This window comes from Pseudomonas sp. AO-1 (assembly GCF_019775695.1).
GTDB lineage: Bacteria > Pseudomonadota > Gammaproteobacteria > Pseudomonadales > Pseudomonadaceae > Aquipseudomonas > Aquipseudomonas parakoreensis.
In genome coordinates, this window is the sequence record NZ_CP079947.1 from 4,962,560 (window position 1) to 4,974,524 (window position 11,965).

The window sequence follows — 11,965 nt, forward strand, 5'->3', positions numbered from 1 at the left end:
GCCTTACTCAGCCGCTGGCTCAGCCGCTGGCTCAGCCGGCTTGCGACGCTTGAGCGGGGCCATGCCGTCGCTGCTCACCAGCGAATCAGGCTTCGGCCGATTGGCGCTCTTGCGCTTGGTCGGGGTCTTGGCGGCGGTTTTCTTCTTGTCGCCCTTGGCGTCGGTCTTTTTCTTCTTCACGCCGACGGCTTTGCCGGAGGCCTTGACCTTTTTCGGCCCGCCGTAGGTGCCTTTGACTTCCTTGATGGTGCGGCGCTCGAAGCTCTGCTTCAGGTAGCGCTCGATGCTCGACATCAGGTTCCAGTCGCCGTGGCAGATCAGCGAGATCGCCAGACCATCGTTGCCGGCGCGACCGGTACGACCGATGCGGTGCACGTATTCGTCGCCGCTGCGTGGCATGTCGAAGTTGATCACCAGATCCAGACCATCCACGTCCAGACCACGGGCCGCGACGTCGGTGGCAACCAGAATCTTCACGCCACCTTGCTTCAGACGATCGATCGCCAGTTTACGATCCTTCTGGTCTTTCTCGCCGTGCAGCACGAACGCCTTGTATTCCTGAGCCACGAGGCGGCCGTAAATACGGTCGGCCATGGCGCGGGTGTTGGTGAAGACGATGGCCTTCTGGTAGGTCTCATTGGCCAGTAGCCAGTTGACGATCTGCTCTTTGTGCTGGTTGTGGTCGGCAGTGATGATCTGCTGACGAGTCGTCGAGTTCAGCTGGCTGACCGCGTTGAGCTGCAGGTGCTCAGGGTTGTTCAGCACCTTGGCGATCATCTCGCGCAGGCCGGAACCGCCAGTGGTGGCGGAGAACAGCATGGTCTGCTGACGGTTAGGGCATTCGTCGACCAGACGCTGTACGTCTTCGGCGAAGCCCATGTCGAGCATGCGGTCGGCTTCGTCGAGCACCAGCACTTCGACTTCTTTGAGGTCGAGGTTGCCGGCGTTGAGTTGCTCGATCATCCGGCCCGGGGTACCGATCAGGATGTCCGGCACCTTGCGCAGCATCGCCGCTTGCACCTTGAAGTCTTCACCGCCGGTGATCAGGCCGGACTTGATGAAGGTGAACTGCGAGAAGCGTTCAACTTCTTTCAGGGTCTGCTGGGCCAGTTCGCGGGTCGGCAGCAGGATCAGGGTCTTGATGCTGACGCGAATCTTCGCCGGGCCGATCAGGCGGTTGAGGATCGGCAGGACAAAAGCGGCGGTCTTGCCGCTACCGGTTTGCGCCGTCACCCGCAGGTCACGCCCCTGGAGCGCCAGCGGAATGGCCGCTGCTTGCACAGGCGTTGGCTCGACAAATTTCAGCTCGGCCACGGCTTTGAGCAGGCGTTCGTGCAGGGCGAATTGGGAAAACACGGGTGCTACCTCGAAGATATGCAAAAAAACAGCTGCATAGGTTACCGGTTTCGAGCGCTCAGGCCGAGTTTCTTTATACAAACGGGCGTAATCAGTGGCTTTTTTGTTGCTCGATTTGTCTCCAACGGTAATACACAGCGTCTTAAATGCTCTAATCGCCCATCGCGTCTTACAGAAGAATCGTTGCTCACATGGATTTCAAACAGCTCTGGCTCAACGCCCAAGACCTCTGGGGTGCCCTCGAAAAGCACCCGTTCCTGCAATCCGGCCTGGCGCTGATGCTGCTATTGGTGATCGCGCTGATCCTCGGACGAGTGGCGCGCTATCTGATCCTGCACGCCAGCCGCATGCTCGGGCGCCAGCCGGCGCTGCACTGGATCAACGACTTTCGCCACAACAAGGTGTTTCAGCGTCTGGCGCAGATGACGCCATCGCTGGTAATCCAGTTCGGTCTGCACCTGGTGCCGGAACTGAGCAAAACCGCGATGACCTTCCTCGGCAACGTGGCGCTGTCCTTCACCATCCTGTTCCTGCTGCTGTCGGTCAGCGCCCTGCTCAATGCGTTGCTGGACATCTATGCGCGCACCGAACACGCGCGCACCCGCTCGATCAAGGGCTATGTGCAACTGGCGAAAATGGTCTTGTACGTGTTTGGCGCGATCATCATCGTCGCCACCCTGATCGACCGTTCGCCGTTGTTGCTGCTGTCCGGTCTGGGTGCGATGTCGGCGGTGATTCTGTTGGTCTACAAGGACACCCTGCTGTCGTTCGTCGCCAGCGTACAGCTGACCAGCAACGACATGCTGCGGGTCGGCGACTGGATCGAAATGCCGCAAGTCGGCGCCGATGGCGACGTGGTCGACATCACCTTGCACACGGTCAAGGTGCAGAATTTCGACAAGACCATCGTCTCGATCCCGACCTGGCGCCTGATGTCCGAATCGTTCCGCAACTGGCGCGGCATGCAGCAGTCCGGTGGACGACGGATCAAGCGCAGCCTGTTCATCGACGCCAGCGGCGTGCGCTTCATCCGCGACGATGAAGAAGAAAAGCTCTCCCAGGTGCACCTGCTGACCGCCTACATGGGCCGCAAGAAAGCCGAACTCAAAGCGTGGAACGAGGCGCAGGGTAATGTAGCGGCAATGGCGGCCAACCGTCGGCGCATGACCAACATCGGCACCTTCCGCGCTTATGCACTGGCCTACCTGAAAAGCCATCCCGAGATCCAGCCGAACATGACCTGCATGGTGCGCCAGATGCAGACCACGGCGCAGGGCATTCCGCTGGAAATCTACTGCTTCACGACTACCACGGTGTGGGCCGATTACGAGCGGATTCAGGGGGATATTTTCGATTATCTGCTGGCGGTGCTGCCAGAGTTTGGCTTGAGTCTGTATCAGCAGCCGAGCGGCGGGGATTTGCGTTCGGGGTTGTTGCCGGCGGTGCTGGGTTCGGCGCACATTGCGGAACCACAGAAACACCTCATGTAACCCACAATTCATGTAGGAGCTGCCGAAGGCTGCGATCTTTTGATTTTAAAGATTAAAAGATCGCAGCCTTCGGCAGCTCCTACACCGGGTCATGCGGTGCGGCGGATACCCAACCGGCTGATCCATACGGCCGCCAGGATGACACTCCCGCCAAGCAAAAGCCTTCCCAGTTCCTCATGCTGATTCCAGATCAGCAGATTCAGCAGCAGCCCCACCGGCACATGCAGGTTGTTCATCACCGCCAGCGTGCCACCGTTGACCATGCACGCGCCCTTGTTCCACCAGTACATGCCCAGCGCGGTGGAGACCAGGCCGAGGAACACCAGCACGCCCCATTGCAGCGGCGCTTCGGGCAGGAAGTTGGCTTTACCGAACAGCAGAAACGCCGGCAACACCACCGCCAGAGCCCCGAGGTAGAAGAAGCCGAAACGCCGGTAATGCGGCAGGTCACTCGGGTGTTTCGCCACCAGATGCTTGTACAACACCTGGCCGGCGGCATAGGTGAAGTTGGCCAGTTGCAGCAACAGGAAACCCATGAAGAAATCCGGGTTGATCCGATCAAAACGAATCACTGCCGCACCGCCCACCGCTACCAAAGCGGCCACCAGCGCCCATGGATTAAAGCGGCGGTTCAACGCGTCTTCGATCAGCGTCACATGCAGCGGCGTGAGGATGGTGAACAGCAGCACCTCCGGCACCGTCAATACGCGAAAGCTCAGGTACAGGCAGACATAGGTGATGCCGAACTGCAACGCGCCGATCAGCAGCATGCCGCGCATGAACGCCGGTTCCACCGAACGCCAGCGGGTCAACGGAATGAACACCAGCCCGGCCAGCACCACGCGCACCAGCACCGCGAAGTAGCTGTCGACATGCCCGGCGAGGTACTCGCCGATGAGACTGAAGGAAAACGCCTGGATCAGCGTGACAAAAAGTAGATAGCCCATGGTCGCCTCTGTTTCGAATGGCGGCGACGATAGCCGGTTTTACATTCCGCAACCAACACAAAATCCCCTGTAGGAGCTGCCGCAGGCTGCGATCTTTTGATTGTAAAAAACAACATCAAAAGATCGCAGCCTGCGGCAGCTCCTACAGGGAGAGCAGTGAATCAGAGAAATCCCAGGCAAAAAAAAGCCCGATCTCGCTAAAGCGTTCAATCGGGCTACAGCACTCAGGAGCAACAAGTGCAAAGGGAGGTTCGATGCGCGTAGAGCCTTGAAGGGGTTGCGCCAGGTCACTTAAACAAGCGGCGATTATCTGGCGATTAACCCATCAAGCGACTTGGGACAGTTTGGCGTTGGCCTGATTCAAGCCCTTCTCCTGGAAGTCGCCGCCCAGGTTCATGCCTTCGGCGTGAATGAAGGTCACGTCGTGGATGCCGATGAAACCCATGACCTGACGCAGGTACGGTTCCTGGTGGTCGGCCGGGCCGCCGGCGTAGATCCCGCCGCGAGCGGTAAGTACGTAGGCACGTTTGCCGCTGAGCAGGCCTTGCGGGCCGGTTTCGGTGTACTTGAAGGTCACACCGGCACGCAGCACGTGGTCGAGCCAGGCTTTCAGAGTGCTCGGGATCGCGAAGTTGTACATCGGCGCTGCCATCACCAATACGTCGGCGGCCAGCAACTCTTCGGTCAATTCGTTGGAGCGATCCAGCGACGATTGTTCGTCGGCGTTGCGCTGTTCGGCAGACTTCATCCAGCCACCCAGCAGATTGGCGTCCAGGTGGGGTACCGGGTTCACGGCGAGGTCACGCACGGTGATCTGATCGTTGGGGTGCGCGGATTTCCACTGGCTGATGAACGTCTGGGTCAGTTGACGGGAAACCGAGTCTTGCTGGCGGGCGCTGCTTTCGATGATCAGAACGCGGGACATGGTGTGTAGTCTCCATCCGAGAATGTTGTAGGTCGATGGAGTGAAGGTTAAACAGGGTTGTATCGATGAAAAAGCGCAAATAATTGCTGCAAAGCATCGAATAATTCGTTTAGATGCACTTAGCCCCTGTGGGAGCGAGCTTGCTCGCGAAAGCGGTGTGTCATTCAACAATGATGTCGACTGAAACGGCCACTTCGCGAGCAAGCTCGCTCCCACAAGGGATTGACGGTGTTATTTCGGGCTGCAGCTCAGTTCAATGCGCAGCCTGATGATCTCGCGAGAGAACTTGGCCGTGGCGTTCGTATGCTTGCGGGCCGGGACTTCGATGTTGCGCGTACGTGGCGCTTCCGGGCCATTGTTGAAAACGGCTTTGCAGACGGCATCGACATCACCGAAGTTGACCACTTTTATGGAGCCGATGTCCTTGTCGGTGTCATAGGTTTCGTAGTCGATCTTCAAGCCATTGAGATTTTTCTGCACATCGATCGGGTAAGCAAACGCTGACATCGGCAGCAGCGCCAGCAACACACAACAGAATTTTTTCATTTGCCAGTCTCCATGAGGGACGGCCAGCTTAGGACAAGAGGAGCTATTGATGAAAGCGCCCCGCGTGACCCTTGATCAATGGCGAACATTGCAGGCCGTGGTCGATCACGGCGGCTTCGCCCAAGCCGCCGAGGCACTGCACCGTTCGCAATCGTCGGTGAGTTACACCGTCGCCCGCATGCAGGACCAGCTCGGCGTGCCCTTGCTGCGCATTGACGGGCGTAAGGCGGTGCTCACCGAAGCCGGTGGCGTACTGTTGCGCCGCTCGCGGCAACTGGTGAAACAGGCCAGCCAACTGGAAGACCTCGCCCACCACATGGAGCAAGGTTGGGAGGCCGAGGTGCGGCTGGTGGTCGATGCGGCCTACCCGAGCGCACGTATCGTCCGGGCGCTGACCGCGTTCATGCCGCAAAGTCGTGGCTGCCGCGTGCGGCTGCGCGAGGAAGTGTTGTCGGGGGTCGAAGAAGTGCTGCTGGAAGGCGTGGCCGATCTGGCGATCACCGGTCTGAGCATTCCCGGCTATCTCGGTGCGGAATTGAGCGATGTCGAATTTGTTGCCGTCGCCCACCCGGACCACGCCTTGCATCGGCTCAATCGCGAACTGAGCTTCCAGGATCTGGAAACCCAGATGCAGGTGGTGATTCGCGACTCCGGGCGCCAGCAGCCACGCGACGTCGGCTGGCTGGGTGCCGAACAGCGCTGGACGGTCGGCAGCCTTGCCACTGCCGCAACGTTCGTCAGCAGCGGCCTGGGTTTCGCCTGGTTGCCCCGACACATGATCGAACGTGAATTGAAGGAAGGCACGCTCAAGCTGCTACCGTTGGTTCAGGGCGGCAGCCGCAACCCGAGTTTCTATCTGTACTCGAACAAGGACAAACCGCTGGGCCCGGCGACACAAATCCTCATCGAACTGCTGCGTACCTTCGACACCTTGCCGCTGGACGCACCGTTCGCCGCCCCCGAACAAGCCTGACACGGAGTTCACCGATGGCGTATTTCGAGCACGAAGGTTGCAGCCTGCACTACGAGGAATATGGCCACGGTACGCCGTTGCTGCTGGTTCACGGGCTCGGCTCAAGCACCCTGGACTGGGAAATGCAGATTCCGGCACTGTCGGCGCATTACCGGGTGATCGTCCCGGACATACGCGGTCACGGTCGCTCGGACAAACCCCGCGAGCGCTACAGCATCGCCGGTTTCAGCGCTGACCTGCTGGCGTTGCTCGACCACTTGCACCTCGGTCCGGTGCATTACGTCGGCCTGTCGATGGGCGGGATGATCGGCTTTCAATTCGGCGTCGATCAGCCGCAAAGGCTCAAAAGCCTGACCATCGTCAACAGCGCCCCCGAAGTCAAACTCCGCAGCCGCGACGATTACTGGCAGTGGTTCAAACGCTGGAGCCTGATGCGTGTGCTAAGCCTGGCAACCATCGGCAAGGCGCTGGGCGGCAAACTTTTTCCGAAACCGGAACAGGCTGATTTGCGGCAGAAAATGTCCGAACGCTGGGCAAAAAACGACAAACGTGCTTATCTCGCCAGCTTCGATGCGATTGTTGGCTGGGGCGTTCAGGAACGACTTTCCCGGGTGACCTGTCCAACCCTCATCGTCACTGCCGACCGTGACTACACACCGGTGGCGCTGAAAGAAACCTATGTAAAACTGCTGCCCGATGCGCGGCTGGTGGTCATCGCCGATTCGCGCCACGCCACCCCGCTCGATCAACCCGACCGCTTCAATCAAACGCTGCTGGAGTTTCTCGCCGCAGCCGACATTCAATCTCAGGATCACTGACCCATGCTGAAAAAACTCGCCCTCGCCGCCGGCACCGTGCTGTTCGCTGCCAACCTGATGGCTGCCACCCCGGCCAAAGCGCCGCACGTGCTGCTGGACACCACCAACGGCCAGATCGAAATCGAACTGGACCCGGTCAAGGCGCCGATCAGTACCAAAAACTTTCTGGATTACGTCAACAGCGGCTTTTACACCAACACCATTTTCCACCGCGTGATCCCGGGCTTCATGGCTCAGGGCGGCGGTTTCACGCCACAGATGCAGCAGAAAGAAACCAAGGCGCCGATCAAGAACGAACACAAAAACGGTCTGGCCAACGTTCGCGGCACCTTGTCCATGGCGCGCACCTCCGTACCCGATTCGGCGACCAGCCAGTTCTTCATCAACGTCAAGGACAACGACTTCCTCGACCAGGGTGATGGCTACGCCGTATTCGGCAAAGTGGTCAAAGGCATGGACGTGGTCGACATCATCGTCAACTCGCCAACCACCACCAAACAGGGCATGCAGAACGTGCCTTCCGACCCTGTGATCATCAAGTCGGCCAAAGTCATCGACTAAGCTGTACAGGGCGTTTCGAGCGGCGCAGGCCTGACGCCACGCCGCTCACACCGATAAAAGGAGAGCCCGGCCTCCGGGCGGTTATCTGATGCTCTATCGCCGTTTCGAACAACTGATCGACATATTCCGCGACGCTCCGACGGCGGCTCCGCCCAATCGCGTGCTGCCCTTCTATACCTATTACCTGAAACAAGTCTGGCCGAGCTTTGCCGCTCTGTTGGTGGTCGGTCTGTTTGCTGCGTTGATCGAAGTGGCGCTGTTCAGTTACCTGAGCCGCATCATCGACCTGGCCCAGGGCACGCCCAACCCGAATTTCTTCAGCGACCACGCCCTCGAACTGACGTGGATGGTGGTGGTTGCCCTGGTACTGCGGCCAATCTTTTTCGGCCTGCACGACCTGCTGGTGCACCAGACCCTGAGCCCGGGGATGACCAGCATGATCCGCTGGCAGAATCACAGCTATGTGCTCAAACAGAGCCTGAATTTCTTCCAGAACGACTTCGCCGGGCGCATCGCCCAACGCATCATGCAGACCGGCAACTCGCTGCGTGACTCCGCCGTGCAAGCGGTCGACGCGTTGTGGCATGTGGTGATCTACGCGATCAGTTCGCTGGTGCTGTTCGCCGAAGCCGACTGGCGCCTGATGATCCCGCTGCTGACCTGGATCGCCGCCTACATCGGCGCCCTGTATTACTTCGTGCCACGGGTCAAGGATCGCTCGGTGGAGGCCTCCGATGCGCGCTCGAAACTGATGGGGCGGATCGTCGACGGCTACACCAACATCGCCACACTGAAGCTGTTTGCCCACACCAACTTTGAACAGCATTACGCCAGGGAAGCCATTGAGGAACAGACGGTCAAGGCGCAGATGGCCGGCCGCGTGGTGACCAGCATGGACGTGGCAATCACCGCCATGAACGGCCTGCTGATCGTCGGCACCACCGCGCTGGCGCTGTGGCTGTGGACGCAGTCGTTGATCACGGTCGGCGCTATCGCGCTGGCTACAGGTCTGGTGATTCGCATCGTCAACATGTCCGGCTGGATCATGTGGGTGGTCACCGGCATCTTCGAAAACATCGGCATGGTGCAGGACGGTCTGCAGACCATTTCGCAACCGGTCAGCGTCACTGATCGCGAACAGGCCAAACCGCTGGCGGTGGCCCGTGGCGAAGTGCGTTTCGAGCATGTGGATTTTCACTACGGCAAGAAGAAGGGCATCATCGGCGACCTCAACCTGACCATCAAACCGGGCGAGAAAATCGGCTTGATCGGGCCGTCCGGCGCCGGCAAATCGACGTTGGTCAACCTGCTGCTGCGCCTGTACGACGTCGAGGGTGGACGGATCCTGATCGATGGGCAGAACATCGCCGAAGTCGGCCAGGAAAGCCTGCGCGCACGGATCGGCATGATCACGCAGGACACCTCCCTGCTACACCGCTCGATCCGCGACAACTTGCTGTACGGCAAGCCTGACGCCACCGACGCCGAACTCTGGGATGCGGTGCACAAGGCTCGCGCCGACGAGTTCATTCCGTTGCTGTCGGACGCCGAGGGCCGCACCGGTTTCGACGCGCACGTCGGCGAGCGCGGGGTGAAACTGTCCGGCGGCCAGCGCCAGCGCATCGCGATTGCCCGGGTGCTGCTCAAGGACGCGCCGATCCTGATCATGGACGAAGCGACCTCGGCACTCGACTCGGAGGTCGAAGCGGCGATTCAGGAAAGCCTGGAAACCCTGATGCAAGGCAAAACCGTGATCGCCATCGCTCACCGCCTCTCGACCATCGCCCGCATGGATCGGCTGGTGGTGCTGGAAAACGGCAAGATCGCCGAGAGCGGCACCCACGCCGAACTGCTGGCGCATCGCGGTTTGTATGCGCGGTTGTGGGCGCACCAGACCGGAGGATTTGTCGGGATCGATTGATCACAAAAACCCTGACTTTGTGAACTTTTGTGGCGAGGGAGCTTGCTCCCGCTCGACTGCGCAGCAGGCGCAAAGCCCGCCAACTGTGCGAGTCTGACACTACCGGTGCAGATAGTTTTGGGACAGCTTCGCTGTCCAGCGGAGCAAGCTCCCTCGCCACACAATGTTTGTCCGCCAAAAAACCGCCCCAGCCCGCCAACCACGGGCTCTGGCGGTTTTTTCATGCCTGCTGGCAATCCATCCAAAGCCTGCTGTACTCAGCCAAGGCTCCAGCAGGGAGCCTGTCGTAAATCTGCAAGGAAGCACAACTCGATACAGTCTCGATAGCACGCCTATCAAGGACTCTCTCATGTCTCTGTTCAAACGTTCAGTCACTGAGTTGTTGGGTACGTTCTGGCTGGTTCTGGGTGGATGCGGCAGTGCAGTGCTCGCTGCGTCTTCGCCCTTGGGCATTGGAGTGCTGGGGGTGGCCCTGGCGTTTGGTCTGACGGTGCTGACCATGGCGTTCGCCATTGGCCACATCAGCGGATGTCATCTCAACCCGGCCGTCTCGGTCGGTCTGTTCGTTGGCGGCCGGTTTCCGGCCAAAGAGTTGCCCGCCTATATCATCGCGCAGGTGCTCGGCGCGATTCTCGCCGCGGCGCTGATTGCGCACATTGCCAGCGGCAAGGAGGGTTTCGATATTGCCGCAGGTCTGGCCTCCAATGGGTATGGCGAGCACTCGCCGGGCAAATACTCGATGGCCGCAGGCTTTGTCACCGAGTTGGTGATGACCGCCATGTTCGTGATCATCATCCTCGGCGCTACCGACAAACGCGCTCCGGCGGGCCTTGCACCGATCGCCATCGGCCTGGGTCTGACGTTGATTCACCTGATCTCGATCCCGGTCACCAACACCTCGGTCAACCCGGCGCGCAGCACTGGGCCGGCGCTGATGGTCGGCGGCTGGGCGATCGCGCAGTTGTGGATGTTCTGGGTCGCGCCGCTGCTGGGCGCGGTGGTGGGCGGCGGAATCTATCGCTGGCTGGGTAAAGAGGAATCCTGAAACCACCACCTCCCTGTAGGAGCTGCCGGAGGCTGCGATCTTTTGATCTTGAGGTTCAAAAAACCAGATCAAAAGATCGCAGCCTCCGGCAGCTCCTACAGGGGATCTAGGTTTGGCGGTAGGGCAAGGCAGTTTTTGCTTCTTCGGCATAGGCAAGGACGCCGGCGCGCTCTTGCTGCAGAAAATCCTTCACCGCCGCTTTCAACCCGGGATGGCGCAGGTAGTGCCACGAGTGGGTGATGACCGGTTCAAAACCGCGAATCAGTTTATGTTCCCCTTGGGCCCCCGCATCGAAGCGCTGATACCCCTGGGCGATCGCGTAATCCATGCCCTGATAGAAACACGTCTCGAAATGCAGCCGGTCAAACTCGGCCAGACATCCCCAATAGCGTCCATAGAAGCTGTCACCCCCGACCAGACTGAAGGCCATCGCCACCGGCCGTGAACCCTGTCTGGCGAAGACCACCCGAATCGCCTCCGGCATCCGCGCAGCCAGCAGACTGAAGAACTCGCGCGTCAGGTACGGCGCCTGTCGGCGCACGGCATAAGTGTTGGCATAGCAGGCGTAGACAAAATCCCATTGCGCCTCGTCCAGCTCACGCCCTTCCAGCCATTCGAACTCGAAGCCCTGCCCCGCCACTTGCTCGCGCTCCTTGCGCATCTGCTTGCGCTTGCGCGAGCTGAGCACGTCGAGAAAATCCTGAAAGTCCCGGTAACCGCGATTCTGCCAGTGGTACTGACAGCCGATGCGTTGCAGCCAGCCAGGTTGCTCGGCCATGGCGGCGTCGGTGAACGGGTCGGTGAAATTGATGTGTGCGCTGGAAAGTTCTTCGATTTCCAGATAACCCGGCAGGCTCTTGAGCAGTTCGAATCCGTCCTCGACATTCGCCGCCAGCAAGCGCGGGCCACTGACCGGACTGAACGGCACCGCTGTCAGCAGCTTTGGGTAGTAATCGATCCCGGCGCGGGCGCAGGCATCGGCCCAACCGTGATCAAAGACGTACTCGCCGTAGGAATGCCATTTGCGATAACTGGGCAGCGCGGCGATCAACCGATCGCCTTCAACATGCAGCAGATGCTCGGGTTGCCAGCCGGTGTGCGGGCCGACGCTGCCACTGTCTTCCAGTGCGCCGAGGAACGCATGGCGCAGAAACGGCTGGTTCTCGGGCACCAGCGCATCCCAGGTCGCGGGGGCGATTTCTGACAGGTTTTGCACACGTTGCAACGGCATCAACTGGCTCTCCACTTCTTGGCGTCAAAGCCCCGCGAGTATCGCTGATCAGCTTCCATTGCACACGCTCATTCGGGCGGCAGTGCTCTGGCTCGATAGTTCACGAAGACTTTGCATCGTCATCGACATGACATCACTTAGCCACTGCTCTG

Annotated in this window: 11 protein-coding genes; 6 read left to right on the forward strand and 5 right to left on the reverse strand. The window is 59.8% G+C overall.

Annotated features, from left to right (window positions below; translation table 11 throughout):
- Positions 1 to 3: 3 nt before the first annotated feature.
- A complete protein-coding gene (locus KVQ82_RS22490; protein ID WP_222015971.1) occupies positions 4 to 1,356 on the reverse strand; it encodes a DEAD/DEAH box helicase in 1,353 nt (450 codons plus the stop codon).
- A 191-nt stretch (positions 1,357 to 1,547) separates the two neighbouring features.
- On the opposite strand from KVQ82_RS22490, the gene KVQ82_RS22495 reads away from it, so the two are divergent.
- Positions 1,548 to 2,846 carry a mechanosensitive ion channel family protein gene (locus KVQ82_RS22495; RefSeq protein WP_095667225.1) on the forward strand — a complete coding sequence of 433 codons (1,299 nt, stop codon included), beginning with the start codon at positions 1,548 to 1,550 and terminating at the stop codon, positions 2,844 to 2,846.
- Between the two features lie 89 nt (positions 2,847 to 2,935).
- Here the strand turns inward: KVQ82_RS22495 and KVQ82_RS22500 are convergent, their stop codons facing one another.
- The 3 genes from KVQ82_RS22500 to KVQ82_RS22510 form a co-directional block, all read right to left on the reverse strand.
- Positions 2,936 to 3,793, reverse strand: coding sequence for a carboxylate/amino acid/amine transporter (locus KVQ82_RS22500; protein WP_095667226.1), 858 nt, complete (start codon positions 3,791 to 3,793; stop codon positions 2,936 to 2,938).
- 325 nt (positions 3,794 to 4,118) lie between these two features.
- Positions 4,119 to 4,718, reverse strand: a complete 600-nt coding sequence (locus KVQ82_RS22505) for an FMN-dependent NADH-azoreductase (RefSeq protein ID WP_047292378.1) — start codon at positions 4,716 to 4,718, stop codon at positions 4,119 to 4,121.
- 231 nt (positions 4,719 to 4,949) lie between these two features.
- Positions 4,950 to 5,264: a 3-phosphoglycerate kinase gene (locus KVQ82_RS22510; RefSeq protein WP_222015973.1), complete on the reverse strand. Its 315-nt coding sequence runs from the start codon at positions 5,262 to 5,264 to the stop codon at positions 4,950 to 4,952.
- 49 nt (positions 5,265 to 5,313) lie between these two features.
- Here KVQ82_RS22510 and KVQ82_RS22515 point away from each other — a divergent pair, with 49 nt between their 5' ends.
- From KVQ82_RS22515 to aqpZ, 5 genes are all read left to right on the forward strand, one after another.
- Entirely contained in the window at positions 5,314 to 6,237 is a 924-nt protein-coding gene (locus tag KVQ82_RS22515; RefSeq protein WP_041070257.1) for a LysR family transcriptional regulator, read from the forward strand.
- Positions 6,238 to 6,251: 14 nt separating this feature from the next.
- Entirely contained in the window at positions 6,252 to 7,055 is an 804-nt protein-coding gene (locus KVQ82_RS22520; protein WP_108181979.1) for an alpha/beta fold hydrolase, read from the forward strand.
- A 3-nt stretch (positions 7,056 to 7,058) separates the two neighbouring features.
- Positions 7,059 to 7,616: a peptidylprolyl isomerase gene (locus tag KVQ82_RS22525; protein ID WP_041070262.1), complete on the forward strand. Its 558-nt coding sequence runs from the start codon at positions 7,059 to 7,061 to the stop codon at positions 7,614 to 7,616.
- 88 nt (positions 7,617 to 7,704) lie between these two features.
- Entirely contained in the window at positions 7,705 to 9,537 is a 1,833-nt protein-coding gene (locus KVQ82_RS22530) for an ABC transporter ATP-binding protein (RefSeq protein ID WP_047292369.1), read from the forward strand.
- Between the two features lie 349 nt (positions 9,538 to 9,886).
- A complete protein-coding gene (gene aqpZ / locus KVQ82_RS22535; RefSeq protein WP_041070268.1) occupies positions 9,887 to 10,582 on the forward strand; it encodes an aquaporin Z in 696 nt (231 codons plus the stop codon).
- 106 nt (positions 10,583 to 10,688) lie between these two features.
- Here the strand turns inward: aqpZ and KVQ82_RS22540 are convergent, their stop codons facing one another.
- Positions 10,689 to 11,813 carry a GNAT family N-acetyltransferase gene (locus KVQ82_RS22540; RefSeq protein ID WP_222015975.1) on the reverse strand — a complete coding sequence of 375 codons (1,125 nt, stop codon included), beginning with the start codon at positions 11,811 to 11,813 and terminating at the stop codon, positions 10,689 to 10,691.
- Positions 11,814 to 11,965 lie beyond the last annotated feature (152 nt).

Bases quoted from the DNA above. Each gene is read 5' to 3' on its own strand.
- KVQ82_RS22500 (WP_095667226.1), bottom strand. From the start codon at position 3,793: ATGGGCTATCTACTTTTTGTCACGCTGATCCAGGCGTTTTCCTTCAGT.
- KVQ82_RS22525 (WP_041070262.1), top strand. From the start codon at position 7,059: ATGCTGAAAAAACTCGCCCTCGCCGCCGGCACCGTGCTGTTCGCTGCC.
- KVQ82_RS22510 (WP_222015973.1), bottom strand. From the start codon at position 5,264: ATGAAAAAATTCTGTTGTGTGTTGCTGGCGCTGCTGCCGATGTCAGCG.
- KVQ82_RS22540 (WP_222015975.1), bottom strand. From the start codon at position 11,813: ATGCCGTTGCAACGTGTGCAAAACCTGTCAGAAATCGCCCCCGCGACC.
- KVQ82_RS22530 (WP_047292369.1), top strand. From the start codon at position 7,705: ATGCTCTATCGCCGTTTCGAACAACTGATCGACATATTCCGCGACGCT.
- KVQ82_RS22520 (WP_108181979.1), top strand. From the start codon at position 6,252: ATGGCGTATTTCGAGCACGAAGGTTGCAGCCTGCACTACGAGGAATAT.
- KVQ82_RS22505 (WP_047292378.1), bottom strand. From the start codon at position 4,718: ATGTCCCGCGTTCTGATCATCGAAAGCAGCGCCCGCCAGCAAGACTCG.
- KVQ82_RS22495 (WP_095667225.1), top strand. From the start codon at position 1,548: ATGGATTTCAAACAGCTCTGGCTCAACGCCCAAGACCTCTGGGGTGCC.
- KVQ82_RS22515 (WP_041070257.1), top strand. From the start codon at position 5,314: ATGAAAGCGCCCCGCGTGACCCTTGATCAATGGCGAACATTGCAGGCC.
- aqpZ (WP_041070268.1), top strand. From the start codon at position 9,887: ATGTCTCTGTTCAAACGTTCAGTCACTGAGTTGTTGGGTACGTTCTGG.